The organism is Streptomyces caatingaensis (assembly GCF_001187435.1).
In the GTDB taxonomy this organism is placed as follows: Bacteria; Actinomycetota; Actinomycetes; order Streptomycetales; family Streptomycetaceae; genus Streptomyces; species Streptomyces caatingaensis.
In genome coordinates this window covers 560,816-586,767 of sequence record NZ_LFXA01000017.1, presented here as the reverse complement: position 1 = coordinate 586,767, position 25,952 = coordinate 560,816, and the positions used below count along the sequence as shown (strand labels likewise).

Here is a 25,952-nt window from a genome sequence, read left to right as displayed (position 1 = left end):
GCTCGCCTCCCGAGCCCCGGGCCGCCGTGCGGGGCCTGGTCAGACCCCGGAGTAGGAGTGCTTTCCGCCGAAGAGGAAGTTGACCCCGTAGTAGTTGAAGATGTAGCAGGCGAACGCGGCCAGGGCGAGGTACGCCGCCTTGCGGCCCTTCCAGCCGGCCGTGGCGCGCGCGTGCAGGTACGCCGCGTAGGCGACCCAGGTGATGAAGGACCAGACCTCCTTGGGGTCCCAGCCCCAGTAGCGGCCCCACGCCGCCTCGGCCCAGATCGCGCCCGCGATGATCGTGAACGTCCACAGCGGGAAGACCGTCGCGTTGATCCGGTAGCCGAACTTGTCCAGCGTGGCGGCGGCCGGCATGCGGGTCAGGGCGTTGTCGTACGCCATGTGGACGCGGACGCCCAGGCGCCTGGCGAGGGAGGCGTCGGACGGCAGGCCGCGGAGCTTCTTCTCCAGCACGCCGGGACCGGTCCGGCCGGCCGCCAGCCGCACCTCGTAGCCGTCCCGCAGGCGGTACATGAACGTCGAGACGGCCCCGACGTAGAACGCCGCACCGCACAGGATCGCGCAGGAGACGTGGATCCACAGCCAGTAGGAGTGCAGCGCCGGGACGAGCTGGTCGCTCTCGGTGTAGAGGACGGAGACGGCCAGGCCCAGGTCGAGCAGGATGGTGGTGACCAGCGGCAGACCGAGCCAGCGGATGTTCTTCTTCGCGGCGAGCAGACCGAGGTAGACGCCGACGGCGGAGACGCCGAAGGTGATCGAGAACTCGTACATGTTGCCCCACGGCGCCCGCTCCACGGACAGGGCGCGGGTGAGCACCCCGCCCGCGTGCAGGGCGAAGGACAGCACGGTCAGCGAGATCGCGATGCGGCCGTAGAGGTCGCCCTTCTCGCTGCCGCCGGCGGCGCCGGGGCCGTCGGGCACGTCGTCCCGTACGCCCGGGGCGGAGCGGGTGACGACCTTGGGGCGCTCGAGCACCGCCGTGCCGCCGCCGGCCTTCTTGACCTTGACGGTGACGGCGGCCGCGGCCTTCTCCGCCTCCGTGGTGATCGCCGCGGCGGTGCGGCCGACCGCGCTGCGGCTGCCGAAGACCCACTCGGCGATGTGCGCGAGGAAGGCGAGGGTGTAGACGGCGATCGCCGAGTAGATCAGCACATTGCTGGTATGGGCCATGTTCTCGTTGGCCGCGGCCGCGAGATTCACGCGCGCGCTCCTTCGGAGGATTCGGAGGGTTCGGCAGGTCGAACGGGCTCGTCGGCGGGCTCCTCTGCGGGCTCGTCGGCGACGGGGGGTGCGTCGGGCTGGAGGGCGACCGCGATGTCCGCGAGCTCCTCGGCCACCTTCGCCGACTCGCTGCGGCCGAGGCCGCCCAGCTCCACGACGGTACGCCCGTCGGCGCCGCGGACGGCACGCACCCACACCCGGCGGCGCTGGACGAACAGCGACGCGGCCACACCCGCGATCGCGGCGATGGCACCGGCCAGCGCCGGACCGTCACCCGGCTTGTGCGAGATCTGGAACGTCGCCCAGCTCTTGATGCCGTCGAAGGTCAGCGTGCCCGCGCCGTCCGGGAGCGTCAGCGTCTCGCCCGGCTTGAGCGCCCGCGAGAAGGCCCGCTTCCCCTCCTTGAACTGCTTCATCTTGGACGTGTCGAGCTTGTAGACGCTCTGCGGCACGCCCGAGTCGATGCCCAGGCTGCCGCGGTAGGCGGTGAGCACCAGCATCGGATTGTCGAGGGCCGGGAACTGGGAGAACATCGTCCCGGAGCGCGGGTCGAAGGTGGGGATGAAGTAGCCGGTGAAGCCCAGCTGGTCCTTCTTCCCGTCCTTGTCCTGGTAGTCCGGCACCTTGAGGACGGTCGTCTCGGTGACGTTGTTGTCCAGCGGCAGCGAGGCCACCGCGCCCTGGTAGGCGATGTTGCCCTTGCCGTCGCGGACGGTGACCTTGGGCGCGTAGCCGTGGCCCTGGAGGTAGACCTTCGAACCGCCGATCTCCAGGGGTTCGTTGACCTTGATGGTCGTGTCGCGCTTCTCGCCGTCGGCGCCGTTCCAGTACGTCACGTGCGCCCGGTAGTCGCGTGCGGAGCCCCGCTGGGGGCCGGTGCGCTCGTACGTCCCGCTGAAGCCGTTGAGCGTGAAGCCGAACGGGGGCAGGTCGTCCGGGCTGAAGAAGGAGCCGGACTTGAAGTCGTCGTACTGGGTGAGGGTGTTGGCGAAGCCGTCGCCCTCGACGACGAGCTTGCCGCCCTCGTACTTCCACAGCTGCGCGGAGGCGAAGGCCACCAGCATCACGATCAGCGAGACGTGGAAGAGCAGGTTGCCGGCCTCGCGCAGGTAGCCCTTCTCGGCCGCGACGGCGTCGCCGTCCGCGCTCGTGCGGAACCACTTGCGCTTGAGCACCCGCCGCGCAGCCGCCAGCACCTGCTCGGGGTCGGCGTCGGTCCTCCAGCCGGTGTGGGCGGGGAGCCGGTCGAAGCGGTGCGGCGCCTTCGGCGGGCGGGCGCGCAGCTGGCCGACGAACTGCCAGGTGCGCGGGACGATACAGCCGATCAGCGAGACGAACAGCAGGATGTAGATCGCGGAGAACCACACCGAGCTGTAGACGTGGAAGAGCTGGAGCTTCTCGTAGACCGGCGTCAGCGTCTTGTGCGCCTCTTTCCAGTTGTCGGCCTTGATCGAGTCGACACTGGTCTGCGGGATGAGCGAGCCGGGGATGGTCGCGAGGGAGAGGAGCAGCAGGAGGATCAGCGCGACCCGCATCGAGGTCAGCTGGCGCCAGATCCAGCGCAGCCAGCCGGTGGCCTCCCGGCCCGCCCACGCCAGCCACCCGAGGGCGCCGGGCGCGCGGACGCCGCCGAACGAGCCCGGGACGGTCCGGTCCCCCTCCTGGGCGGGGGCGGTGGACATCCGGGCACCGGCGGCCGCGTCGTCCGCGCCGGCCTCGGGGGCCTCGGGGGCGGGGGTGCTTTCAGTCTTGGACATCGATCAGATCCCGGGGTTGTATTCGCTCGTCCACGTCTGGAGGTCCTGGACGAGGTAGTCCCACGCACCGGTGACCAGGAGCAGGCCGACGGCGACGAGCATGCCACCGCCGATCCGCATGACCCATGCGTAGTGCTTCTTGACCCAGCCGAAGGCGCCGAGCGCCCGGCGGAAGGCGAGGGCCGCCACGATGAAGGGCAGTCCGAGGCCGAGGCAGTAGGCGAAGGTCAGGACGGCGGCGCGGGTCGCGCTCGCGTCGTAGGCGTTGAGGGCGTTGACGGACGCCAGGGTGGGGCCGATGCACGGCGTCCAGCCGACGCCGAAGCCGAGGCCCAGCAGGGGGGCGCCCAGCAGCCCCATCGAGGTCTTCACGCGGAAGCGCACGTCCCGCTGGCCGAATCGGTTCAGCAGGCCCATGAAGACCAGGCCGAGCAGGATCATCACGATCCCGAGGACGACGGCGATCGTCTCCTTGTACTCCTGGAGCGTCCGGCCCGCGTAGCCGAAGAGCGCCCCGGCCGACACCAGCGGGACGCTGAACCCCAGGACGAAGAGCACGGATCCCGCCAGCAGGCGCCCGCGCTTCGCCTGCGCCAGGTCCGCGCCGCCCGCCCCCGTCATGTACGACAGGTAGCCCGGCACGAGCGGCAGGACGCAGGGGGAGAAGAAGGAGACCAGCCCGCCGAGCAGGGCGATCGGCAGGGCCAGGATCAGCGCCCCGGAGAGCACGGTGTGGTTCAGGCCGTCGGCGCTGGCGAGGGTGATCGACGCGGCGGTCACGGCGTCACTTCTCCGCGACCAGCGGATCGAGCGTCTCGCGCAGCTCGTCCTCGCTCATCGGCTTGATGGCCCGCGCGGCGATCTTCCCCTCGCGGTCGATGAAGACCGTGGAGGGGATGGCCTGCGGGTTGAGGCTGCCCTTGGGGAAGCGGAGGATCAGGTTTCCCGCCGAGTCGAAGAGGCTCGGGTACGGGACGTCGTTCTCCCGCTCGAACGCCTTGGCCGGGGCCGGGTTGGGGTCGCGGGTGTTCAGGCCGACGAACTCGACGCCCTTGGCCTTGTACTCCCGGGCCACCTTGCCGAAGCCCTTCGCCTCCGCCCGGCAGGGCGGGCACCAGGAGCCCCAGACGTTGAAGACGATGACCTTGCCCTTGAACTTCTCGGTGGCGTTGAGCTGTTCGCCCTGGAGGGTCTTCCCGGACAGCTCCGGCGCCTCCTGCCGGGCGCTCCTGGCCTTGACGACGTCGACCCCGCCCTTGCCCTGCACGAACTGGGTCTCGCCGCCCCCGCCCGAGGTGCCCCCGGAACCACAGGCGCTCAGCACCAGCGCGGCGAGGGCGGCGCCGATGACCGGCACGGTGGTACGACGGCGGCTTCGTTGGCGTCGGTTGGCGCGGCAGGCACTCATGTGAAAAGTTTCGCATGGCGATTTCCGGGATCTTGCGCGCCCCCCTCGCCCCGGACGACACCTGAGGTCAGCCCGCGGGCGCCCACTTCTCGCCGACTTTCAGCCGCCGCAGCCCCTCCAGGACCGCCGGGTCCTGGGCGTCGAGCCAGTCGCACAGCTGCCGGAAGGAGACGAGCCGTACGTCGCGGTGCTTCTCGTCGGCGATGCGTTTGACCGCCTCCTCGACGGCGTCCATGTAGATCCCGCCGTTCCACTGCTCGAAGTGGTTGCCGATGAAGTACGGCGCCCGGTTCGTCTCGTACGCGCGCCGGAAACCGGCCAGGTACGCCTCCGTGGCCTGCCGCCGCCAGGCCGGGTAGTGGACGGGAGGGGCCTTGGTGGAGTTGCGGGACTGGTTGGCCAGCAGGTTGTAGTCCATCGAGAGCAGCTCGAAGGAGTGCCCCGGCAGGGGTATGAGCTGGAGCGGGAAGTCCCAGACGCCCATCCGCCGGCGCGGCCAGACCTGGCGCCCGCCCGGGGAGCTGGCGTCGTAGCGCCAGCCGAGCCGCGCCGCCGCCGGCAGCAGGTTCCGCTGGCCCAGCAGACAGGGGGAGCGGCCGCCGACGAGCTCCTTGCGGTAGTCGAAGGGCAGCGGCTCCAGGTCGGTGAAGCCGGTGTTCGTCCGCCACGAGGTGACGAAGGAGACGGCCTGCTCTATCTCCGACTCCCACTGCGCGGGTGTCCACCGGGCCACCGAGCCGGGGCCCGAGCAGAAGTGCCCGTTGAAGTGGGTGCCTATCTCGTGGCCCTCCAGCCACGCCTCGCGGATGTTGCGCAGCGTCTCGCGGATGTGGTCGTCGCCGAGGTAGCCGATGGCGGAGGCGCCGGGGCGGTTGTTGGGCGGCCGGTAGAGCGACTTGCGGGACTCGGGCAGGCAGTAGAGGCCGGTGAGGAAGAACGTCATCCGCACGCCGTGGTCGCGGGCGAGCCTGCGGAAGCGCGGGAAGAGACCGTTGCCCGTCTCGCCGGCGCCGTCCCAGGAGAAGACGACGAACTGCGGCGGCTTCTGCCCCGGCTCCAGCCGCTCGGGCGGCGGGGGCTGCAGCGGCTGCGGCCCCGCGTCCGCCGTCGAACCGTCGCCGATCGGCCGGGCCCTGGCCCGCGCCCTCGCCCGGACCGCCACCTGGTCCTCGCCCGAGCCGAGCCCGCAGCCCGCGGCGCCCACGGCCAGGGCCGCGCCCAGCAGTGCGCGCCGGCCTATACCCGTGTCCGGCATGCGCGGCCTCCGCTCGTCTCGCAGCTGTATCGCGGCGCCCCCGCCCTCTGCCGTCCATATAAGACGAGGCCGGGGGCGGGGGCGCGCTGGGATACGGCGGAAGCGGGATGCCCGGGTCAGGCGCCGAACGCCTTCTGGCCGCCCTTGACCGGCTTGGCGCCCGCCAGCAGATGGGCCGGTACCAGGTCCCGGGCCGGCTCGCTGTAGCCGACCGAAACGATTTTGTCGCCGCGGTAGGTGAAGGTCGTCAGGCTGGCCAGGGTGCACTGCCGCTTGCGCGGGTCGTGCCACAGCCGGCGCCGCTCGACGAAGCTGCGCACGACCCAGATCGGCAGCTGGTGGCTGACGCACACGGCCTCGTGGCCCCGGGCCGCGTCCCGCGCCGCGTTGAGCGCGCCCATCATCCGCACGACCTGCTCGATGTAGGGCTCGCCCCAGGACGGGCGGAAGGGGTTGGTCAGATGCCGCCAGTTGGCCGGCTTGCGCAGGGCGCCGTCGCCCACGCCGAAGGTCTTGCCCTCGAAGACGTTCGCGGCCTCGATCAGCCGCTCGTCCGTCGCCAGGTCCAGGCCGTGCGCCTTGGCGATCGGCGTCGCCGTCTCCTGCGCCCGCTCCAGCGGGGAGGCCACGACATGGGTGACGTCCCGCCCGGACAGGTGCTCGGCCACCCGGTCGGCCATCTCCCGCCCCAGGTCGGACAGGTGGTAGCCGGGCCGGCGGCCGTAGAGCACACCCTCGGGGTTGTGCACCTCGCCGTGCCGCATCAGATGGACGACGGTGATGTCGTCGCGCTCGCTCACAGCGTCTCCTCCTTGGCCTCGGCCGCCGCCCGCGCCGCCGCCGGCAGCGCCGCCGCGATCCGCTCGACCGCCGCGTCGTCGTGGGCCGTCGAGACGAACCACGACTCGAAGGCGGACGGCGGCAGGTAGACGCCCTGCGCCAGCATCGAGTGGAAGAACGCGGTGTAGCGGAACGCCTGCTGGCCCTTGGCCAGTTCGTAGTCCGTGACCTCGCGGTCGGTGAAGAAGACGGAGAACATGTTCCCCGCGGTCTGGAGGCGGTGCGCCACGCCCTCCTTGGCCAGCGCCTCGGTCACCAGCGAGCGGATCTCCAGCGAGACCGCGTCCACCCGCTCGTACGCCGCGTCGTCCAGCAGCCGCAGCTGGGCCAGGCCCGCCGCCGTCGCCACCGGGTTCCCGGAGAGCGTGCCGGCCTGGTAGACCGGGCCCGCCGGGGCGAGGTGCGCCATCACGTCGGAGCGGCCGCCGAAGGCCGCGGCCGGGAAGCCGCCGCCCATGACCTTGCCGAAGGTCATCAGGTCCGGCGTGACGCCGTCGATGCCGTACCAGCCGGACTTCGAGACGCGGAAGCCCGTCATGACCTCGTCGGAGATGAACAGCGCGCCGTTCTTGGCGCACGCCTGCTTGAGGCCCTCGTTGAAGCCGGGGCCCGGCGGGACGACGCCCATGTTGCCCGGCGACGCCTCGGTGATCACACAGGCGATCTCGCCCGGGAAGCGGTGGAACGCCTCGTGCACCGACTCCAGGTCGTTGTACGGCAGGACGATCGTGTCGCCGGCCTGCGCGCCGGTGACGCCCGGCGTGTCCGGCAGCCCGAAGGTGGCCACCCCGGAGCCGGCGGCGGCCAGCAGCGCGTCCACGTGCCCGTGGTAGCAGCCGGCGAACTTGATCACCTTGGAGCGGCCGGTGAAGCCACGGGCGAGCCGGATCGCGGACATCGTCGCCTCGGTGCCGGAGGACACCAGGCGCACCTGCTCGACCGGGGCGACCCGGGCGACGATCTCCTCGGCGAGGGCGACCTCGCCCTCCCCGGGCGTGCCGAAGGAGGTGCCGCGCGCGACGGCGTCCTGGACGGCCGCGATCACCTCGGGGTGAGCATGGCCGAGAATCATCGGTCCCCAGGAGCACACCAGGTCCACGTACTCCCGGCCGTCCGCGTCCGTGAGGTACGGACCGGCACCGGAGACCATGAACCGGGGCGTTCCGCCCACGGCCCGGAACGCGCGCACCGGAGAGTTCACGCCACCGGGCGTCACGACCGCCGCGCGCTCGAAGAGCGTCTGGGACACTGGGGCTTCATATGGATAAGGCACTCTGTTCCTGCCTGCGCGAGTCGTAGGGAGGGACGCCGACGGCGACGGTGGCCGCGCGCCCCGGCTTGGGGCCCTGCTGGTGCTGTCGGCCGGGTGTCAGCCCCCGCGCGTCTGGAACACTGGGGGCCGGGAGGGGTAGCTCACGCCACCCATGGTCTCAGAGCCCCGTGGGCACTCGTGTCCGGGCGTTTCGCGCGCTCCGCACGGGGGAGGTGTCTGAGACGATGATCGGGTTGCGCGGCGGGGGCTGTGCTGCGTAAAAAAGCGATCGGGTGGAGATATGCATCGCGGTGGCGGACTGGGCGAGGGCACCGACGACCTCGGCCCCGAGCGAGCCCGGCCGCCCCGCGGGGGCCGGCACCGGCGGAGGGAACAGCCCCGCACCGGCGGCCCCGAGCGGGCCGGCGGCGACGGCGGGGGCAACAGCGTGAGCAGGAGCGGCCGCATGGGGGTGACCTACAAGTACTTCGGGGCGCCCAACGGGGCCACGGCCGCGCGTGTGCCGATCTCGATGCGCCCGGAGGAGCTGGGCGGGGACGAGCTGGGCATGGGCGGGATGTTCACCCGGATCAAGCCCGAGACGGTCGCCGCGATGGTCCTCACGGGCATCGAGGGCATACCCCTGCACAAGGTCCCCCCGCTCGAACTGGTCGTCCTCCACCCCGACTACGCCGTCGTCAAGCTCCCCATGACCGTGGTCGACCCGCTGCGCGGCATCGGCGAGGAGTCCGTGGGCGCCGCCGCGTTCATCTGGTCCACCGTCCCCGACCGGGGCGGCCCGCGCGACGCCTTCACGGTCTACCGGCTGCTCCACGAGTGGCAGGACTTCTCGCACCGGCTCCACGAGGCCGGCCACCAGCCGTACTGCCTGGTCTGGCCGTGACCGTCCTCCGCTCCGTCGCCCTCTTCCTGCTCGCCGCCGTCCTGGAGATCGGCGGCGCCTGGCTCGTCTGGCAGGGCGCGCGCGAGCACAAGGGCTGGGCCTGGATCGGCGCGGGGGTCCTGGCCCTCGGCGCGTACGGCTTCGTCGCCACGCTCCAGCCCGACGCGCACTTCGGCCGCATCCTCGCCGCGTACGGCGGCGTCTTCGTCGCCGGCTCGCTGGCCTGGGGCATGGTCGCCGACGGCTACCGGCCGGACCGCTACGACGTGCTGGGCGCGCTGGTCTGCCTCGTCGGGGTAGGTTTGATCATGTACGCGCCACGCGGGCGCTGAGCCAGTCCTCCGGGAGACCCGATGACCACCATCCCCACCGCAGTGATCACCGGCGCCAGCAGCGGCATCGGCGCCGCCACCGCGCGCGGCCTGGCCGCCGCCGGCTACCGCGTCGTCCTCACCGCGCGCCGCAAGGACCGCATCGACGCCCTCGCCGCCGAGCTCACCGAGGCCGGCCACCGGGCCGTCGCCTACGGGCTCGACGTCACCGACCGCGCCGCCGTGGGCGTCTTCGCCCTCTTCCTCGACGACCTCGGCCCCGTGGAAGTCCTGGTCAACAACGCCGGCGGAGCGCTGGGCACCGACCCCGTCGCCACCGCGGACCCCGCCGACTGGCAGGCCATGTACGAGGTCAACGTCCTCGGCACGCTCCACATGACCCAGGCGCTGCTCCCCCTCTGGAAGACCTCGCCCGGCACGGTCGTGATCGTCTCCTCCACCGCCGGCCTCGCCACCTACGAGGGCGGCGGCGGGTACGTCGCCGCCAAGCACGGCGCCCACGTCATGGCCGAGACCCTGCGCCTGGAGCTCAACGGCCTGCCGGTCCGGATCATCGAGATCGCCCCCGGCATGGTCAGGACGGACGAGTTCGCCCTCAACCGCTTCCGCGGCGACGAGGAGCGCGCCGCGGCCGTCTACGCGGGCGTCAGCGAGCCCCTGACCGCCGAGGACGTCGCGGACACGATCACCTGGGCGGTCACCCGCCCGCCGCACGTCAACGTCGACCTCCTCGTCCTCCGCCCCCGGGCCCAGGCGAGCAACTACAAGGTCCACCGCGAGACGTCCGGCGGCTGAGGCGGTGGGGCGGCGGGGCGGCGGGCGCGGCAGCCCGCCCCCACCGGCTCACCCCTTCACACAGACGATCTGCTTGAGCTTCGCCACCACCTCGACCAGATCCCGCTGCTGCTCCATGACCTGCTCGATCGGCTTGTAGGCGGCCGGGATCTCGTCGACGACCCCGTGGTCCTTGCGGCACTCGACGCCCCGCGTCTGCTCCGCCAGGTCCTGCGCGGAGAACCGCTTCTTCGCCTGGTTGCGGCTCATCCGCCGGCCGGCGCCGTGCGAGGCGGAGTTGTACGCCGCCTCGTTGCCGAGGCCGCGGACGATGTACGAACCGGTGCCCATCGAGCCCGGGATGATGCCGTACTCGCCGCCGCCCGCGCGGATCGCGCCCTTGCGGGTGACCAGCAGGTCGACGCCCTCGTAGGTCTCCTCCGCCACGTAGTTGTGGTGGCAGGAGATCTCCGGCTCGAACATCGGCCTGGCCTTCTTGAACTCCTTGCGGACCACGTCCTTGAGGAGCGCCATCATGATCTCGCGGTTGTGCCGCGCGTACTCCTGGGCCCAGAAGAGGTCGTGCCGGTAGGCGTCCATCTGCGGGGTGCCCGCGAGGAAGACGGCCAGGTCGCGGTCGACGATGTCCTGGTTGTGGGAGAGCCGCCGCGCCACGCCGATGTGGTGCTCGGCCAGCTCCTTGCCGATGTTCCGCGAACCGGAGTGGAGCATCAGCCAGACGGAACCCGCCTCGTCGAGGCACATTTCGACGAAGTGGTTACCGCCTCCGAGCGTTCCCATCTGCTTCAGTGCCCGGCTCTCACGGAACTTGACCGCCTCGGCCACCCCCTGGAACCGCCCCCAGAAGTCGTCCCACCCCGCCGTCGGCAGCCCGTGCAGGCGGCGCGGGTCGACCGCGTCGTCGTGCATGGCGAAGCCGACGGGGATGGCGCGCTCGATCTCGGAGCGGAGGCGGGAGAGATCGCCGGGGAGGTCGTTGGCGGTGAGGGAGGTCTTCACCGCGGACATGCCACAGCCGATGTCGACGCCCACCGCCGCCGGGCACACCGCTCCGCGCATCGCGATCACGGAGCCGACGGTGGCCCCCTTGCCGAAGTGGACGTCGGGCATCACGGCGAGGCCCTCGATCCACGGCAGCGTCGCCACGTTGCGCAGTTGCCGCATGGCGACGTCCTCGACGGTGGCCGGATCCGCCCACATGCGGATCGGCACCCGGGCGCCAGGCAGCTCGGTGAACGACATATCTTCCCCATTCCCCCAAAAAGTGAGATGACGCGTAAAACGCAAAAGCCGGATCAATGAGTTGATTCACGACGGCGGGCCAGCGGTGCGGCGGCGCGTGCGGTAGACATTGTGTCCAGCGGCCACCCAGCCGCAGCAACCAGTTTTCGCTCCGGAACGGGCGGAAAGCGGGCGGAAGGGAGCCTCGGGACCGTGCAGCGGAGGGCGTACGCACCGGCAGCCGCACTGGCCGCCACCGTGCTCGCGGCCGGCCTCGCCGGGTGCGGCGGCGGCTCCGGGGGCGGCGGCGGGGACGACGACCCCAAGCCGGGCACCGGCGGCTCCACGGCCCCCGCGGCCGAGCCCGGCAAGTACCACAGCCTCCCCGACCCCTGCGCGTACGTCGCCCGCGACACCCTGCGCCGCCTCCTCCCCGGCCTGCCCGGCGAGGGCACCGACGAGACCGAGCAGGAGGCCGACAAGGCCTTCAAGGGCCAGGCCACCATCACCTACGACGCGGACCGCCGCGTCGGCTGCCGCTGGAAGACCCCGGACGACACCCGCCACCTCTCCGTCGACTTCGAGCGCGTGGTCTCCTACCAGCCGGGGACCAGCGACGAGGAGCGGGCGCAGCAGCTGTACGCGAAGCGGGCCGAGGCCGCCCACGTCCCGGTGTCCTCGTCCACCCCGTCGGCCACCCCGCCCTCGTCCTCCCCTCCCTCCTCCCCCGCGAAGGGCGCCAAGGACGCCAAGGGCGCGAAGGACGCCAAGGGGAAGAAGAGCGGGAACGACCCGAAGGCGGCGGGCGCCTCCTCCCGCCCCGCCGCCACCGCCACCTCCTCCGCCACCGCCGCCCCGCCCTCGACGTCCACCACGCCCTCGACCGGGCCGGAGCCGGGCTCCCTGGCCCTGGACGACGTCGGCGACGACGCCTTCGTCGACGACCGGCTGGCCTCCGGCGGGACGGACGTCCACCGGGACGTCACGATCGTCTTCCGGTCGGCGAACGTGCTGGTCACCATCGCCTACTCGCAGGGCAGCGCGGACCGCCGGCACGTGCCCGACGGCCAGGACCTCCGGAGCAAGGCGCACGGCCTGGCCCGGGAGATCGACGCGGGCCACTTCAACAACTAGCCCGGCGAGTACCGCCCCCATTCCGGCCGGGCCGCGTACCGTGCGAGGAGATCCTGTCCGGCCCCGCACCGATTGAGCGAAGGACCCATGCACCGACGAACAGCCCCGCGACTCGCCCGAATCCTCGCCTGCGCCGCCGTACCGATGGTGCTCGTCGCCGGCTGCTCCGACTCGGGGGGCGGGAAGAAGAGCGAGAGCACGCCGTCCGCGCCGTCCGCCACGGCGAAGCCCTCGGCCACGCCGTCGCTGGCCGCGGCGAAGTACCCGAAGCTGCCCGACACCTGCAAGGCGCTCCCGGCCAAGACGATCGACGACCTGGTGCCGAAGGTGAAGGACAAGGGCGGCAAGGCGCTCACCGGAAGCTGCTTCTGGTGGGGGCTGAACGACGAGAAGGCCGACGACATCCAGTACCGCGACCTCAACCTCCAGTACAACGGCCTGAGTTCGGAACCGGCCCTGGGCTCGGCCGACAAGCGCGCCCAGGAGTTCGCCCGGCAGCAGGTCAAGAAGGCCATGGGGGAGGACTCCCCCAAGGACGTCAAGAACCAGGCGGCGAGCGGCATCGGCGACTGGGCGTCCACGGTCACGACCACGACCACCAAGAAGGGCGTCGAGTACCACAACGCCACCGTGATCACCCGGACGGCCAACGTGGTGGTGACGCTGAAGTACAGCGGCGCGGGCCTGGAGGGCGCGAAGGCCCCCGACGTCGCCGACCTGCTGAAGGACGCGCAGGGCGCGGCCAAGGAGGCGGTGGCGGCGGTCGCCGCCGCGAACAAGAGGTAGCCGGCGCGCGCAGCGGAAGGGCCCGCCTCCCCCAGGGGAAGCGGGCCCTCGCGTGTGCGCGGCGGCGTCAGACGGTCAGGAGCTTGCGCACCCGGTCCGCCCCCACCGCGAGCAGCAGCGTGGGCAGGCGCGGCCCGGTGTCCCGGCCGACGAGGAGCTGGTAGAGCAGCGCGAAGAAGGAGCGCTGGGCGACCTTGAGCTCGGGGGTCGGCTTGGCCTCCGGGTCGAGACCGGCCTGGATCTTGGGCACGCCGTAGACCAGGGTCGTCAGGCCGTCGAGCGACCAGTGCGACTCCAGCCCGTCCAGGAGCAGCCGCAGGGACTCGCGGGCCCGCTCGTCCAGCGCGGCCAGGGCCTCGGTGTCGGGCTCCTCGCGGACGATGGTGCGCTGCTCGGCCGGGACCTGGGTGTTGATCCAGTGCTCGGCGCGGTCCAGGCGCGGGCGGGTCTCGTCCAGCGAGGTGACCGGGTTCTCCGGGTCCAGGTCGGCGAGGATGCGCAGGGTCTGCTCGTCGTGGCCGGCGGTGATGTCGACCACCGAGGCGAGCGTGCGGTACGGCAGCGGGCGGGGCGTGCGGGGCAGCTCGCCGGCGGCGGTGCGGGCGGCGCGGGCGTACGCGGCGGCGTCGGCCGGCAGCACGGTGCCGTCGGCGACCTTGGCCTCCAGCTTGTCCCACTCGTCGTAGAGCCGCTGGATCTCCTGGTCGAAGGCGATCTTGAAGGACTGGTTGGGCTTGCGGCGGGCGTACAGCCAGCGCAGCAGCGGCGCCTCCATGATCTTCAGCGCGTCGCCCGGGGTGGGCACGCCGCCCTTCGACGACGACATCTTGGCCATGCCGCTGATGCCGACGAAGGCGTACATCGGGCCGATCGGCTGCTCGCCGCCGAAGACCTTGCGGACGATCTGGCCGCCGACGACGAAGGACGAGCCGGGCGAGGAGTGGTCCACACCGGACGGCTCGAAGATCACGCCCTCGTACGCCCAGCGCATCGGCCAGTCGACCTTCCAGACCAGCTTGCCGCGGTTGAACTCGCTGAGCAGCACGGTCTCGGTGTGGCCGCAGACGCAGGTGTAGGTGAGCTCGGTGGTGGCGTCGTCGTACGCGGTGACGGTGGTCAGGTCGCGCTCGCAGGCGCCGCAGTACGGCTTGTACGGGAAGTAGCCCGCGCCGCCCGCGCTGCCGTCGTCCTCGGCGGCCGCGCCGGAGCCCTCGGCCGCCTCCAGCTCCGCCTCGTCGACCGGCTTCTGCTGCTGCTTGGCCTTCGGCTTGCCGGTGGCCTTGTCCTTGGTGCGGTACTGGTCGAGGATCGCGTCGATCTCGCCGCGGTGCTTCATCGCGTGCAGGATCTGCTCGCGGTAGGCGCCCGAGGTGTACTGCTCGGTCTGGCTGATCGGGTCGTACTCGATGCCCAGCTCGGCGAGCGAGGCGACCATGGCGGCCTTGAAGTGCTCGGCCCAGTTCGGGTACGCCGAGCCGGCCGGGGCCGGGACGGAGGTCAGCGGCTTGCCGATGTGCTCGGCCCACGACTCGTCGATGCCGGGGACGCCCGCCGGGACCTTGCGGTAGCGGTCGTAGTCGTCCCAGGACAGGATGTGCCGGACCCGGTGGCCCCGGCGGCGGATCTCGTCGGCGACCAGGTGCGGGGTCATGACCTCGCGGAGGTTGCCCAGGTGGATCGGGCCGGAGGGCGACAGGCCGGAGGCGACGACGATGGGTTTGCCGGGCGCGCGGCGCTCGCTCTCGGCGATGACCTCGTCGGCGAAACGGGAGACCCAGTCGGCCTCGGTGCTCTGAGCCTGTGCCACGGCACTTCCTTCCTTACAGGTCTGGCATGACCATTGTCCCAGACGGCCCGGGGGGCCACCTGGTTGCCCGCCGGCGGGCGAAAACGGCTCCGGGCCCGTGATATCCGCATGGGATACTCGGGGAGCACCGAAAACTGCCGCCTACCGGAATGGCACGCACCCCATGGCTCAGGTCCCCTCCCTCGCTTCCACCGTCCACCAGCGCATCGCGGACGCCCTCTCGGCAGCCCTGCCGGAGGCCGGTGCCGCCGACCCGCTGCTGCGACGGAGCGACCGGGCGGACTTCCAGGCCAACGGGATGCTGGCGCTGGCCAAGAAGCTCAAGGGGAACCCCCGTGAGCTGGCCGGCAAGGTCGTCGAGCGGCTCCCGGAGGACGAGCTGCTCGCCGGCGTCGAGGTCTCCGGCCCCGGCTTCCTCAACGTCACCGTCGCCGACGGCGCGATCACGCGGACGCTGGCCGCGCGCGCGGCGGACGAGCGGCTGGGCGTGCCCCTCAAGGAGCACCCCGGCACCACGGTCATCGACTGGGCCCAGCCCAACGTGGCCAAGGAGATGCACGTCGGCCACCTGCGGAACTCGGTGATCGGCAACTCGGTCGTGAAGATCCTGGAGTTCACCGGCGAGAAGGTCGTCAGCCGCCACCACATCGGCGACTGGGGCACCCAGTTCGGCATGCTCATCCAGTTCCTGATCGAGCACCCGCACGAGCTGGACCACAAGGACGAGCAGGTCTCCGGCGAGGAGGCCATGTCCAACCTCAACCGGCTCTACAAGGCGTCCCGCGCCCTCTTCGACTCCGACGACGCCTTCAAGGCCCGCGCCCGGCGCCGGGTCGTGGACCTCCAGGCGGGCGACGAGGAGACCCTCGCCCTCTGGCAGAAGTTCGTCGACGAGTCGAAGATCTACTTCTACTCGGTCTTCGACAAGCTCGACGTCGAGATCCGCGACGAGGACATCGTCGGCGAGTCCGGCTACAACGACATGCTCGCCGAGACCTGCCGCCTGCTGGAGGAGTCCGGCGTCGCGGTCCGCTCCGAGGGCGCGCTCTGCGTCTTCTTCGACGACGTCAAGGGCCCCGAGGGCAACCCCGTCCCGCTGATCGTCCAGAAGTCGGACGGCGGTTTCGGCTACGCGGCCACCGACCTGTCCGCGATCCGCGACCGCGTCTTCAACCTCAAGGCCGACACCCTGCTGTACGTGGTGGACGTCCGGCAGTCCCTGCACTTCAAGATGGTCTTCGAGACCGCCCGCCGGGCCGGCTGGCTGACCGACGACGTCAAGGCCGTGCAGCTCGGCTTCGGCACCGTCCTCGGCAAGGACGGCAAGCCGTTCAAGACCCGCGAGGGCGAGACCGTCCGCCTGGTGGACCTGCTGGACGAGGCGATCGACCGCGCGTCGGCGATCGTCCGCGACAAGGCGCAGGACCTCACGGAGGAGGAGATCGCCGAGCGGGGCGCCCAGGTCGGCATCGGCGCGGTGAAGTACGCGGACCTGTCCACCTCGGCGGCCCGCGACTACAAGTTCGACCTGGACCAGATGGTCTCGCTCAACGGCGACACGTCGGTCTACCTCCAGTACGCGTACGCCCGTATCCAGTCGATCCTCCGCAAGGCGGGCGAGGCGAAGCCGGCGGCGCACCCGGAGCTCGCGCTGGCCCCCGCCGAGCGGGCGCTCGGCCTGCACCTCGACCAGTTCGCCGCGACGGTGGCCGAGGCCGCCGCGGAGTACGCGCCGCACAAGCTCGCCGGCTACCTGTACCAGCTGGCCTCGCTGTACACGGCCTTCTACGACCAGTGCCCGGTGCTGCGGGCCGAGTCCGCGGAGCTGCGGGAGAACCGCCTCTTCCTCTGCGACCTCACCGCCCGCACGCTGCGCCAGGGCATGGCCCTGCTGGGCATCCGCACCCCCGAGCGCCTCTAGCGCTCACTGAGCTCGAACCAGATCAACTTCCCCACCAGCCCCTGGGGTTGGTCGCGCAGCGCGAACCCGCCCCAGCTGTCGGCGCACCGCTGGACGAGGCCGAGCCCCCTGCCCCGCTCGGCCTCGTCGTCGGGGCCGAGCGCCGAGGGGACGCGGTCGAGCACGGGCAGCCGGGGGTTGGTGTCCCACACCGCGACCCGCACCCTGCCGCCCTCCCTGCGCACCCGCACCGAGGCGGGCCCGTCGGAGTACCGGTAGGCGTTGGTGACCAGCTCGGACGTCAACAGCTCGGCCGTGTCGGCCAGTTCGAGGAAGCCGTGCTCCTCGAAGATGGTGCGCAGGGTGCGCCGGGCGATGCACGGCGCCATCGGGTCGGAGGGAACCTGGAGCGTGTACTCCCAGTCGTCCGCGAGATGGGACTCGGGGCTCTCATGACTCATGCACGCCTCCGTAGAGTGAGCGGTCTGCCACGCACGGTAGTCATGTTCGGTTTGCCCGTGCCAGGACTGCCCGCATTCGACGAGAGACGACCTATGTGGGTGACACGCGAGGTTTAAACGGGCGCGACGGGTGCGCCCGGGGAGGAGGGTCGAGCCCCGGCCCCTCCCCGGAGGGGGCACCCGCCCTCAGCGCAGGCGCCGCGCGACCTCCGTCGCCCAGTACGTGAGGATCATGTTCGCCCCGGCGCGCTTGACACCCGTCAGGGTCTCGAGGATCGCCGCGTCCCGGTCGATCCAGCCGTTCGCCGCCGCGGCCTCCACCATCGCGTACTCACCGGAGATCTGATAGGCCGCCACCGGCACGTCCACCGACTCCGCCACCCGATGGAGCACATCGAGGTACGGAAGCGCCGGCTTCACCATCACCATGTCCGCGCCCTCGGCGAGGTCGAGCGCCAACTCCCGCAGGGCCTCCCGGGCGTTGGCCGGGTCCTGCTGGTACGTCTTGCGGTCGCCGCGCAGCGACGAGGCGACCGCCTCGCGGAACGGCCCGTAGAAGGCCGACGAGTACTTCACGGTGTAGGCGAGGATGGACACGTCCTGGTGACCCGCCGCGTCCAACGCCGCACGGACGACGCCGACCTGACCGTCCATCATGCCGCTCGGGCCCACGACGTGGACGCCCGCGTCCGCCTGGACGCGCGCCATCTCCGCGTACCGCTCCAGCGTCGCGTCGTTGTCGACCCGGCCCTCGGAGTCCAGCACACCGCAGTGCCCGTGATCCGTGAACTCGTCCAGGCAGAGGTCGGACATGACGATGAGGTCGTCCCCGACCTCGGCCTTCACGTCGCGGATCGCGACCTGGAGGATGCCGTCGGGGTCCGTCCCGGCGCTGCCGGTCGCGTCCTTGTGCTCGGGCACGCCGAACAGCATGATCCCGCCGATCCCGGCCTCGACCGCCTCCGCGGCGGCCTTGCGCAGCGTGTCCCGCGTGTGCTGGACGACGCCCGGCATCGAGGAGACCGGCACCGGCTCGGAGACGCCCTCCCGCACAAAGGCGGGAAGGATCAACTCCGCGGGGTGCAGGCGGTGTTCGGCGACCATCCGGCGCATGGCCGGCGTGGTGCGCAGCCGCCGCGGGCGGCTGCCGGGAAACGATCCGTACGTGCTCAACTCCGTGCCCTTCTGCGCGATCCGGGCCGTCGCTCGCTCGGGCGCGTGACCGGGTCCCCGGCCTCGATCGCGGCGTCGCGCCGCGCGGCCCCGAACTCCGCGAGCGCCTCGGCGAGCTTGTGCACCGAGGGCTCGGGCGACAGCACGTCCACCCGCAGCCCGTGCTCCTCCGCGGTCTTCGCGGTGGCCGGGCCGATGCAGGCGATGACGGTGACGTTGTGCGGCTTGCCGGCGATGCCGACCAGGTTCCGCACGGTGGACGAGGACGTGAAGAGCACGGCGTCGAAGCCGCCGCCCTTGATCGCCTCGCGGGTCTCGGCCGGCGGCGGCGAGGCGCGCACGGTCCGGTAGGCCGTGACGTCGTCCACCTCCCAGCCCAGCTCGATCAGGCCGGCCACCAGGGTCTCGGTGGCGATGTCGGCGCGCGGCAGGAAGACGCGGTCGATCGGGTCGAAGACCGGGTCGTAGGGCGGCCAGTCGTCCAGCAGGCCCGCGGCCGACTGCTCGCCGCTCGGCACCAGGTCCGGCTTGACGCCGAACTCGATCAGCGACCTGGCGGTCTGCTCGCCGACCGCGGCGACCTTGATGCCGGCGAAGGCCCGGGCGTCGAGCCCGTACTCCTCGAACTTCTCGCGCACCGCCTTGACCGCGTTGACGGAGGTGAAGGCGATCCACTCGTAGCGGCCGGTGACCAGACCCTTGACCGCGCGCTCCATCTGCTGCGGGGTACGCGGCGGTTCGACGGCGATGGTGGGCACCTCGTGCGGCACGGCGCCGTAGGAGCGGAGCTGGTCGGAGAGCGAGGCGGCCTGCTCCTTGGTGCGCGGCACCAGGACGTTCCAGCCGAAGAGCGGCTTGGACTCGAACCACGACAGCGGCTCGCGCCGCTCGGCCGCGCTGTGCTCGCCGACCACGGCTATCACCGGCCGGCCGCCGTCCGGCGACGGCAGCACCTTGGCGGCCTTGAGGACCTGGGCGATGCTGCCGAGGGTGGCCGTCCAGGTGCGCTGGCGGGTGGTGGTGCCGGCGACGGTGACGCTCAGCGGGGTCTCGGGCTTGCGGCCGGCGGAGACCAGCTCGCCGGCGGCCGCGGCCACCGCGTCGAGGGTGGTCGTCACCACGACCGTGGCCTCGCTCGCGCCGGCCTCGGACCAGCAGGTGTCCGTGGCGCTGCGGGCGTCGACGAAGCGCACGTCCGCGCCCTTGCCGTCGCGCAGCGGGACACCGGCGTAGGCGGGGACGCCGACGGCGGTCGCGATGCCCGGGACCACCTCGAAGGTGATGCCCTCGGCGGCGCAGGCGAGCATCTCGTCCGCCGCGTCGCCGTCGAGCCCGGGGTCGCCGAGGACCGCACGCACGACCCGCTTGCCGCCGCGCGCGGCCGACATGACAAGATTGGCGGTGTCCCGGAGCACCGGGACGTCGGCGGCCCGTGACGTCTCGTCAGCGACCGTCTGCGCAGGCATGTCCACCTGCGGGCGGGCATGCGCACGCACCACATCCAGCACCTGTGGATCGGCCACCAGGACGTCGGCGGCCGCCAGCGCCTCGACGGCGCGCAGCGTCAGCAGTCCCGGGTCTCCGGGGCCCGCACCGAGGAAGGTGACGTGCCCGTGCGCGGGGTGGTTCGGGGCGGTGGGGTTCAAAGTGCTCGCTCCCCCATCAGACCGGCCGCACCCTTGTCCAGCATCTCCGCCGCGAGTTCGCGGCCGAGGGCCAGGGCGTCGTGGTGCGACGCGGGTACGGGACCGGTGGTGGACAGCTGCACCAGCGTGGTGCCGTCGGTGGTGCCGACGACGCCGCGCAGGCGCATTTCGGTGACAGACTGCTCGGCTCCCAGAAGGTCGGCCAGCGCTCCCACGGGTGCGGAGCAGCCGGCCTCCAGGGCGGCGAGCAGGGAACGCTCGGCGGTCACGGCGGCCCGCGTGCGCGGGTCGTCGAGCTGTGCGAGCGCGGCGACGAGCGGCGCGTTGTCCGCGGCGCACTCGATCGCCAGGGCCCCCTGGCCGGGGGCGGGCAGAACCGTGTCGGGCTCCAGGTACTGGGTGACCCGGTCGCTGCGGCCGATCCGGTTCAGACCGGCGGCGGCGAGGACGACGGCGTCCAGCTCGCCCTTGGCCACGAAGCCGAGCCGGGTGTCGATGTTGCCCCGGATCGGGACGGTCTCGATCTCCTTGCCGAGCGTCCTGGCCCAGGCGTTGAGCTGGGCCATGCGGCGCGGCGAACCGGTGCCGACGCGGGCCCCGTCGGGCAGCTCCTCGAAGGTGAGCCCGTCGCGGGCGACCAGCGCGTCGCGCGGGTCCTCGCGGCGCGGGACCGCGGCCAGGGCGAGGTCGTCCGGCTGGGCGGTCGGCAGGTCCTTGAGCGAGTGCACGGCGAAGTCGATGTCGCCCGCGAGCAGCGCGTCGCGCAGCGCGGAGACGAAGACGCCGGTGCCGCCGATCTGCGCGAGGTGCTCGCGCGAGACGTCCCCGTAGGTGGTGATCTCCACCAGCTCGACCGGCCGGCCGGTCACGGCCCGCACCGCGTCGGCCACCTGGCCGGACTGGGCCATGGCCAGCTGGCTGCGCCGGGTGCCCAGGCGCAGCGGGGTGGAGGGATTGCCGTTCATGCCGACTCCCGTGCGTTGTTCTCGGTGGCGGGCCGTGCGTCGGCCCGGCTGACGGCCGCGACGGCCTGCGGGTCGAGGTCGAAGAGCTCCCGCAGCGCGTCGGCGTAGCCGGCGCCGCCGGGGGTGGCGGCCAGTTCCTTGACCCGCACGGTGGGGGCGTGCAGGAGCTTGTCGACGACGCGGCGGACGGTCTGGGTGATCTCGGCGCGCTGCTTGTCGTCGAGGCCGGGCAGCCGGCCGTTGAGCCGGGCCATCTCGCTGCGCACCACGTCCGCGGCCATCGTGCGCAGGGCGACCACGGTGGGGGTGATGTGGGCGGCGCGCTGGGCGGCGCCGAAGGCGGCCACCTCGTCGGCGACGATGGACCGGACCTGGTCCACGTCCGCCGCCATCGGCGCGTCCGCGGACGCCTCGGCCAGGGTCTCGATGTCCACCAGGCGGGCGCCGTCGAGGCCGTGCACGGCGGCGTCGACGTCGCGGGGCATGGCGAGGTCGAGGAAGGCGAGGCGGACGCCGGCGGCCGGGGCGGTCGCGCAGTCGTCGTCGACCGGGCACAGGTCGCCGTCCTTGGCGGCCAGCGCGGCGGCGACCGTCGCGGCGGTCAGGACGAGGCCGGTGGCGCCCGTGCAGGAGACCACGACGTCCGCGGCCGCGAGCTCCTCGGGCACGGCGGACATCTCGACGGCGGCGGCCGTCGCGCGGTGGCCCGCGCCGGGCTCGGTCAGGATCCGCGCCAGCCGCTCGGCGCGCTCCACCGTCCGGTTGGCGACGGCGACGTGGGCCACCCCGGCGCGCGCGAGCGTGGCGGCGGCAAGCGAGGACATCGAGCCGGCGCCGATCACCAGGGCGCGCTTGCCCGCCGCCCAGCCGGGAACGTCGCCGCCCGGGGCGAGCTGCTCCAGGCCGAAGGTGACGAGGGACTGGCCGGCCTTGTCGATGCCGGTCTCGCTGTGCGCCCGCTTGCCGACCCGCAGCGCCTGCTGGAAGAGGTCGTTCAACAGCCGCCCGGCGGTATGCAGTTCCTGCCCGAGGGCGAGCGCGTCCTTGATCTGGCCGAGGATCTGGCCCTCGCCGACGACCATCGAGTCCAGGCCGCAGGCCACCGAGAAGAGGTGGTGGACGGCGCGGTCCTCGTAGTGGACGTACAGGTGCGGGGTGAGCTCGTCGAGGCCGACGCCCGAGTGCCGGGCGAGCAGCGTGGACAGCTCGGCGACACCGGCGTGGAACTTGTCCACGTCGGCGTAGAGCTCGATGCGGTTGCAGGTGGCGAGCACGGCGGCCTCGGTGGCCGGCTCGGCGGCGAGGACGTCGTGCGCCAGCGCGGCCCGCGCCTCCTGACCGAGGGAGGCCCGCTCCAGCACGCTCACCGGCGCGGTGCGGTGGCTGAGTCCGACGACGAGGAGACTCATGCCGGCATCACGGCGGGAACGTCCCCGTCGGGTCCCTTCCGGCCCTCGCGGGCCGCGGCGGCGGGCCGGCCCGCCGTGCCGGTGCGGCGCACGGCGGCGGTCTCGTCGCCGGCCTTGCGCTGCTCGTGGAAGGCGAGGATCTGGAGCTCGATCGACAGGTCGACCTTGCGCACGTCCACGCCGTCGGGCACGGAGAGCACGGTGGGCGCGAAGTTGAGGATCGAGGTGATCCCGGCGGCGACCAGGCGGTCGCAGACCTGCTGGGCGGCGCCGGCCGGGGTGGCGATGACGCCGATGGAGACGCCGTTCTCGGTGACGATCTCCTCGAGCTCGTCGGTGTGCCGCACCGGCAGGCCGGCCACCGGCTTGCCCGCCATCGCGGGGTCGGCGTCGATCAGGGCCGCGACGCGGAAGCCGCGGGAGGCGAAGCCGCCGTAGTTGGCGAGGGCCGCGCCCAGGTTGCCGATGCCGACGATCACGACCGGCCAGTCCTGGGTCAGGCCGAGCTCGCGGGAGATCTGGTAGACGAGGTACTCGACGTCGTAGCCGACCCCGCGGGTGCCGTACGAGCCGAGGTAGCTGAAGTCCTTGCGGAGCTTGGCGGAGTTGACGCCCGCCGCCGTCGCGAGCTCCTCGGAGGAGACCGTGGGGACCGAGCGCTCGGAGAGCGCGGTCAGCGCGCGCAGATACAGCGGAAGCCGGGCGACGGTGGCCTCGGGAATCCCTCGGCTTCGGGTCGCCGGTCGGTGAGTTCGGCCAGTTGCCACGGTGCTCCTGCGGGTAGAGCGGGGCTGCGGGCGGCGCCTCGTCCCAGGACCGCCCCGTCGTATGCAGGCTATGTCTTTGTGAACGCGTGCACAAAGATGGTGTCCGCTTTGTCCGGGCAAAGTGATGGGTGTCACGCGGCCTTTCGGCCCGTTCGGGGAACCATTGGGCCCCGTGCGGCGACGGTCACACCCGCCACACGCGCACCAGGGTTCGGCGGACGGGCGCATGGACGCTCACTCCTCATCCGCCGGCCGGAAAACTCCCGGACACCAACAAAACGCCCACGATGGTAGTCGACTCAGGCATCGAAACCGGCCCGCGCGGAACCCCGCCGGACCGCCGGCCGCCCCCGGGCACAATGGGCCCATGAGTCTGCTGCGCCGCCGCAAGAACCCCGCCGACCGCCTGGTCACCCTCGTCGGCAAGCCCGGCTGCCACCTCTGCGACGACGCCGAGTCCGTCATCTCGGCCGTCTGCGGCGAGCTCGGCACCCCCTGGGAGAAGAAGGACATCACCCGGGACGAGGAGCTCCACCGGAAGTACTGGGAGCAGATCCCCGTCGTCCTGATCGACGGCGAACAGCACGACTTCTGGCGGGTGGACCCGGCCCGGCTGCGCAAGGCGCTCGGCGGCTGACCCGGGCCCGCGGGGTCATGTGACGTTACCGACACGTAGAGTTCACGCCAAGGCTTTGCTCCCGCACCGAGCCCCCCGAACAAACTGGCTATGCTCGCGGCATGGCCGCACTTGGATGGCTCACCCGGCTCGCGCCCCGCCGCCCCGCCACCGCCCGCAGCGTGCGGGCGGGCGAAGCGGCGGCGGAGGCAGCCCGCAAGTCCGCCCAGGAGCACGAGCGCGAGCGGCGGGAGGAGGCCGCGCCGCCCCCCGAGCCGGAGTTCCCCGTCGCCGGCGACGTGAAGGCCGCCGCCTTCTTCGACCTCGACAACACCGTGATGCAGGGCGCCGCCCTCTTCCACTTCGGCCGCGGCCTCTACAAACGGCACTTCTTCCGCAAGCGCGAACTCGCCCGCTTCGCCTGGCAGCAGACCTGGTTCCGGCTCGCCGGCATCGAGGACCCCGCGCACATCCAGGACGCCCGCGACAGCGCCCTGTCCATCGTCAAGGGCCACCGCGTCTCCGAACTCATGGCCGTCGGCGAGGAGATCTACGACGAGTACATGGCCGAGCGCATCTGGCCCGGTACCCGCGCCCTCGCCCAGGCCCACCTCGACGCGGGCCAGAAGGTCTGGCTCGTCACCGCCGCCCCGGTGGAGACCGCCACGATCATCGCCCGCCGGCTCGGCCTGACCGGTGCCCTCGGCACCGTCGCCGAGTCCGTCGGCGGCGTCTACACCGGGCGGCTCGTCGGCGAGATGCTGCACGGCCCGGCCAAGGCCGAGGCCGTCCGCGCGCTCGCCGCGGCCGAGGGCCTGGACCTCTCCCGCTGCGCCGCCTACAGCGACTCCGCCAACGACATCCCGATGCTCTCCCTCGTCGGCCACCCCTGCGCGGTCAACCCCGACGCCGGGCTGCGCAAGCACGCCCGCGAGCGCGGCTGGCGGCTGCGCGACTACCGCACCGGCCGCAAGGCGGCCCGCGTCGGCATCCCCGCCGCGGTCGGCCTCGGCGCCCTCGCGGGCGGCGCGGCCGCGGCCGTCGCCCTGCACCGCCGCCGTCGCTGACCGGGCCGGCCGCCCCGGCCCGGAACACCGCGGACACGCCCGTCACCGGATCGGGCGATCACGCAGACGAGCCGCCGACGCCGCCGCGGCGACACAGCGTCACCACGCGTCCCCCACGGGCAATCCGGTTGTCATACCCCCACACAACCCCCGACAGTCCTGCCGTGTCCGGATTACCACAACACGCTGCCCAATCGGCCACACCCACAGCAAATACGGTCAACTTCTGTTAGCGGTTCGATATTTGAACGGGCGGCAATAGGCGAGAGAGCGAACGGAAACGATGAATTGAGCAACTCGGCGTAGCGCTGCCTGTACGAAGGGTTATTCTCCTCAGACGCAAACCGGTACCCCGCTTGTCCCTACGACGAGTGAACGGTCCGGCACTGCACGTGATGGAAGCTCTGCCTCTGGGAGTCCCGTGTACCCACACGTCGGGGTTGACGCCTCGGGCCTGGCTACGCTGCGCGCAGCGGTCATCGACCGTCTGCGCGGCTTCGTCCCCACCGCGTACGCCGTCCCCGCCTTCGCCACGCTCGCCCCCGCGGTAGCCGTAGGCTCTGCCGGGCAACGGAGCCCCTGCTACGCCCTCGCCGAGGCCGGCGCCGCGGTGGGCAGACGCGCCCGGCGCGGCACCGGCGCGGCCACCACCACCCGCCGCCCCAGCGCCGACAGCGACAGCGCCCGGATGCTGGACCTGGTCGAGCGCGCCCAGGCCGGCGAGGCCGAGGCCTTCGGCCGGCTCTACGACCAGTACGCCGACACCGTCTACCGCTACATCTACTACCGCGTCGGAGGCCGGGCCACGGCCGAGGACCTGACCAGCGAGACGTTCCTGCGCGCCCTGCGCCGCATCGGCACCTTCACCTGGCAGGGCCGCGACTTCGGCGCCTGGCTGGTGACCATCGCCCGCAACCTCGTCGCCGACCACTTCAAGTCCTCCCGCTTCCGCCTGGAGGTCACCACCGGCGAGATGCTCGACGCCAACGAGGTCGAGCGCAGCCCCGAGGACTCCGTCCTCGAATCCCTGTCCAACGCCGCCCTGTTGGAGGCGGTGCGCAAGCTCAACCCCCAGCAGCAGGAGTGCGTGACCCTCCGCTTCCTCCAGGGCCTGTCGGTCGCCGAGACCGCCCGCGTCATGGGGAAGAACGAGGGCGCCATCAAGACCCTCCAGTACCGCGCCGTGCGCACCCTCGCCCGGCTCCTCCCCGACGACGCCCGCTGACGACCGGC

At 72.2% G+C, this 25,952-nt stretch carries 24 protein-coding genes; 9 read left to right on the top strand and 15 right to left on the bottom strand.

Features of this window, described 5'->3' with window-relative positions; translation table 11 throughout:
• Nucleotides 1–39 precede the first annotated feature (39 nt).
• From ccsB to hemL, 7 genes are all read right to left on the bottom strand, one after another.
• A complete protein-coding gene (gene ccsB, locus AC230_RS25000) occupies nucleotides 40–1,203 on the bottom strand; it encodes a c-type cytochrome biogenesis protein CcsB (RefSeq protein ID WP_049718560.1) in 1,164 nt (387 codons plus the stop codon).
• The gene (gene resB / locus AC230_RS24995; protein WP_049718559.1) at nucleotides 1,200–2,981 is read right to left on the bottom strand and encodes a cytochrome c biogenesis protein ResB; all 1,782 of its coding nucleotides are present in this window, start codon (nucleotides 2,979–2,981) and stop codon (nucleotides 1,200–1,202) included. Before resB ends, ccsB begins: the two co-directional genes overlap by 4 nt.
• A gap of 3 nt (nucleotides 2,982–2,984) precedes the next feature.
• Nucleotides 2,985–3,761: a cytochrome c biogenesis CcdA family protein gene (locus tag AC230_RS24990; protein ID WP_049718558.1), complete on the bottom strand. Its 777-nt coding sequence runs from the start codon at nucleotides 3,759–3,761 to the stop codon at nucleotides 2,985–2,987.
• A 4-nt stretch (nucleotides 3,762–3,765) separates the two neighbouring features.
• A complete protein-coding gene (locus AC230_RS24985; RefSeq protein WP_049718557.1) occupies nucleotides 3,766–4,389 on the bottom strand; it encodes a TlpA family protein disulfide reductase in 624 nt (207 codons plus the stop codon).
• A gap of 67 nt (nucleotides 4,390–4,456) precedes the next feature.
• Entirely contained in the window at nucleotides 4,457–5,644 is a 1,188-nt protein-coding gene (locus AC230_RS24980) for a polysaccharide deacetylase family protein (protein ID WP_049718556.1), read from the bottom strand.
• A 116-nt stretch (nucleotides 5,645–5,760) separates the two neighbouring features.
• The gene (locus AC230_RS24975; protein WP_049718896.1) at nucleotides 5,761–6,408 is read right to left on the bottom strand and encodes a histidine phosphatase family protein; all 648 of its coding nucleotides are present in this window, start codon (nucleotides 6,406–6,408) and stop codon (nucleotides 5,761–5,763) included.
• A 32-nt stretch (nucleotides 6,409–6,440) separates the two neighbouring features.
• Nucleotides 6,441–7,757, bottom strand: a complete 1,317-nt coding sequence (hemL, locus tag AC230_RS24970; RefSeq protein WP_049718555.1) for a glutamate-1-semialdehyde 2,1-aminomutase — start codon at nucleotides 7,755–7,757, stop codon at nucleotides 6,441–6,443.
• 280 nt (nucleotides 7,758–8,037) lie between these two features.
• Between hemL and AC230_RS24965 the strand changes: the two genes are divergently transcribed.
• The 3 genes from AC230_RS24965 to AC230_RS24955 are packed head-to-tail and all read left to right on the top strand — an operon-like array spanning nucleotide 8,038 to nucleotide 9,767.
• Nucleotides 8,038–8,640, top strand: a complete 603-nt coding sequence (locus tag AC230_RS24965; protein ID WP_078871553.1) for a hypothetical protein — start codon at nucleotides 8,038–8,040, stop codon at nucleotides 8,638–8,640.
• Nucleotides 8,637–8,972, top strand: coding sequence for a YnfA family protein (locus tag AC230_RS24960; protein ID WP_049718554.1), 336 nt, complete (start codon nucleotides 8,637–8,639; stop codon nucleotides 8,970–8,972). Before AC230_RS24965 ends, AC230_RS24960 begins: the two co-directional genes overlap by 4 nt.
• A 21-nt stretch (nucleotides 8,973–8,993) precedes the next feature.
• Entirely contained in the window at nucleotides 8,994–9,767 is a 774-nt protein-coding gene (locus tag AC230_RS24955; RefSeq protein WP_049718553.1) for an SDR family oxidoreductase, read from the top strand.
• A gap of 48 nt (nucleotides 9,768–9,815) precedes the next feature.
• Here the strand turns inward: AC230_RS24955 and AC230_RS24950 are convergent, their stop codons facing one another.
• A complete protein-coding gene (locus AC230_RS24950; RefSeq protein WP_049718552.1) occupies nucleotides 9,816–11,009 on the bottom strand; it encodes an RtcB family protein in 1,194 nt (397 codons plus the stop codon).
• A 192-nt stretch (nucleotides 11,010–11,201) separates the two neighbouring features.
• On the opposite strand from AC230_RS24950, the gene AC230_RS24945 reads away from it, so the two are divergent.
• Together AC230_RS24945 and AC230_RS24940 are read left to right on the top strand one after the other, a co-directional pair.
• Nucleotides 11,202–12,122, top strand: coding sequence for a hypothetical protein (locus AC230_RS24945; RefSeq protein WP_049718551.1), 921 nt, complete (start codon nucleotides 11,202–11,204; stop codon nucleotides 12,120–12,122).
• An 87-nt stretch (nucleotides 12,123–12,209) separates the two neighbouring features.
• The gene (locus AC230_RS24940) at nucleotides 12,210–12,908 is read left to right on the top strand and encodes a DUF3558 domain-containing protein (RefSeq protein WP_049718550.1); all 699 of its coding nucleotides are present in this window, start codon (nucleotides 12,210–12,212) and stop codon (nucleotides 12,906–12,908) included.
• Between the two features lie 67 nt (nucleotides 12,909–12,975).
• Here AC230_RS24940 and lysS read toward each other — a convergent pair whose 3' ends face one another.
• On the bottom strand, nucleotides 12,976–14,715 hold the full coding sequence (lysS, locus tag AC230_RS24935) for a lysine--tRNA ligase (protein ID WP_049718549.1): 1,740 nt from the start codon (nucleotides 14,713–14,715) through the stop codon (nucleotides 12,976–12,978).
• Nucleotides 14,716–14,878: 163 nt separating this feature from the next.
• Between lysS and argS the strand changes: the two genes are divergently transcribed.
• On the top strand, nucleotides 14,879–16,636 hold the full coding sequence (gene argS, locus AC230_RS24930) for an arginine--tRNA ligase (protein WP_049718548.1): 1,758 nt from the start codon (nucleotides 14,879–14,881) through the stop codon (nucleotides 16,634–16,636).
• On the opposite strand, the gene AC230_RS24925 is transcribed toward argS, so the two are convergent.
• From AC230_RS24925 to AC230_RS24900, 6 genes are all read right to left on the bottom strand, one after another.
• Nucleotides 16,633–17,076, bottom strand: a complete 444-nt coding sequence (locus tag AC230_RS24925) for an ATP-binding protein (RefSeq protein WP_049718547.1) — start codon at nucleotides 17,074–17,076, stop codon at nucleotides 16,633–16,635. The two genes, argS and AC230_RS24925, sit on opposite strands and share 4 nt — an antisense overlap.
• 186 nt (nucleotides 17,077–17,262) lie before the next feature.
• Nucleotides 17,263–18,249 carry a porphobilinogen synthase gene (hemB, locus tag AC230_RS24920; protein WP_049718546.1) on the bottom strand — a complete coding sequence of 329 codons (987 nt, stop codon included), beginning with the start codon at nucleotides 18,247–18,249 and terminating at the stop codon, nucleotides 17,263–17,265.
• The gene (locus AC230_RS24915) at nucleotides 18,246–19,895 is read right to left on the bottom strand and encodes a bifunctional uroporphyrinogen-III C-methyltransferase/uroporphyrinogen-III synthase (protein WP_049718545.1); all 1,650 of its coding nucleotides are present in this window, start codon (nucleotides 19,893–19,895) and stop codon (nucleotides 18,246–18,248) included. The genes hemB and AC230_RS24915 overlap by 4 nt, the downstream gene beginning before the upstream one ends.
• A complete protein-coding gene (gene hemC, locus AC230_RS24910) occupies nucleotides 19,892–20,860 on the bottom strand; it encodes a hydroxymethylbilane synthase (protein ID WP_049718544.1) in 969 nt (322 codons plus the stop codon). The genes AC230_RS24915 and hemC overlap by 4 nt, the downstream gene beginning before the upstream one ends.
• Nucleotides 20,857–22,269 carry a glutamyl-tRNA reductase gene (locus tag AC230_RS24905; protein ID WP_049718543.1) on the bottom strand — a complete coding sequence of 471 codons (1,413 nt, stop codon included), beginning with the start codon at nucleotides 22,267–22,269 and terminating at the stop codon, nucleotides 20,857–20,859. Before AC230_RS24905 ends, hemC begins: the two co-directional genes overlap by 4 nt.
• Nucleotides 22,266–23,036: a redox-sensing transcriptional repressor Rex gene (locus tag AC230_RS24900; RefSeq protein WP_049718542.1), complete on the bottom strand. Its 771-nt coding sequence runs from the start codon at nucleotides 23,034–23,036 to the stop codon at nucleotides 22,266–22,268. The genes AC230_RS24905 and AC230_RS24900 overlap by 4 nt, the downstream gene beginning before the upstream one ends.
• Nucleotides 23,037–23,403: 367 nt before the next feature.
• On the opposite strand from AC230_RS24900, the gene AC230_RS24895 reads away from it, so the two are divergent.
• From AC230_RS24895 to AC230_RS24885, 3 genes are all read left to right on the top strand, one after another.
• Nucleotides 23,404–23,673 carry a glutaredoxin family protein gene (locus tag AC230_RS24895; protein ID WP_049718541.1) on the top strand — a complete coding sequence of 90 codons (270 nt, stop codon included), beginning with the start codon at nucleotides 23,404–23,406 and terminating at the stop codon, nucleotides 23,671–23,673.
• A gap of 101 nt (nucleotides 23,674–23,774) precedes the next feature.
• The gene (locus AC230_RS24890) at nucleotides 23,775–24,719 is read left to right on the top strand and encodes an HAD family hydrolase (protein WP_049718540.1); all 945 of its coding nucleotides are present in this window, start codon (nucleotides 23,775–23,777) and stop codon (nucleotides 24,717–24,719) included.
• Between the two features lie 421 nt (nucleotides 24,720–25,140).
• Complete coding sequence (locus AC230_RS24885) at nucleotides 25,141–25,944, top strand: ECF subfamily RNA polymerase sigma factor, BldN family (protein ID WP_049718539.1); 804 nt, start codon at nucleotides 25,141–25,143, stop codon at nucleotides 25,942–25,944.
• Nucleotides 25,945–25,952: the final 8 nt, after the last annotated feature.

What these genes read in the sequence shown, in the direction of transcription:
- resB (WP_049718559.1), bottom strand. Translation starts at nt 2,981, where the DNA reads ATGTCCAAGACTGAAAGCACCCCCGCCCCCGAGGCCCCCGAGGCCGGC.
- AC230_RS24985 (WP_049718557.1), bottom strand. Translation starts at nt 4,389, where the DNA reads ATGAGTGCCTGCCGCGCCAACCGACGCCAACGAAGCCGCCGTCGTACC.
- AC230_RS24980 (WP_049718556.1), bottom strand. Translation starts at nt 5,644, where the DNA reads ATGCCGGACACGGGTATAGGCCGGCGCGCACTGCTGGGCGCGGCCCTG.
- AC230_RS24975 (WP_049718896.1), bottom strand. Translation starts at nt 6,408, where the DNA reads ATGCGGCACGGCGAGGTGCACAACCCCGAGGGTGTGCTCTACGGCCGC.
- AC230_RS24965 (WP_078871553.1), top strand. Translation starts at nt 8,038, where the DNA reads ATGCATCGCGGTGGCGGACTGGGCGAGGGCACCGACGACCTCGGCCCC.
- AC230_RS24955 (WP_049718553.1), top strand. Translation starts at nt 8,994, where the DNA reads ATGACCACCATCCCCACCGCAGTGATCACCGGCGCCAGCAGCGGCATC.
- AC230_RS24950 (WP_049718552.1), bottom strand. Translation starts at nt 11,009, where the DNA reads ATGTCGTTCACCGAGCTGCCTGGCGCCCGGGTGCCGATCCGCATGTGG.
- AC230_RS24940 (WP_049718550.1), top strand. Translation starts at nt 12,210, where the DNA reads ATGCACCGACGAACAGCCCCGCGACTCGCCCGAATCCTCGCCTGCGCC.
- argS (WP_049718548.1), top strand. Translation starts at nt 14,879, where the DNA reads ATGGCTCAGGTCCCCTCCCTCGCTTCCACCGTCCACCAGCGCATCGCG.
- AC230_RS24925 (WP_049718547.1), bottom strand. Translation starts at nt 17,076, where the DNA reads ATGAGTCATGAGAGCCCCGAGTCCCATCTCGCGGACGACTGGGAGTAC.
- hemC (WP_049718544.1), bottom strand. Translation starts at nt 20,860, where the DNA reads ATGAACGGCAATCCCTCCACCCCGCTGCGCCTGGGCACCCGGCGCAGC.
- AC230_RS24905 (WP_049718543.1), bottom strand. Translation starts at nt 22,269, where the DNA reads ATGAGTCTCCTCGTCGTCGGACTCAGCCACCGCACCGCGCCGGTGAGC.
- AC230_RS24895 (WP_049718541.1), top strand. Translation starts at nt 23,404, where the DNA reads ATGAGTCTGCTGCGCCGCCGCAAGAACCCCGCCGACCGCCTGGTCACC.
- AC230_RS24890 (WP_049718540.1), top strand. Translation starts at nt 23,775, where the DNA reads ATGGCCGCACTTGGATGGCTCACCCGGCTCGCGCCCCGCCGCCCCGCC.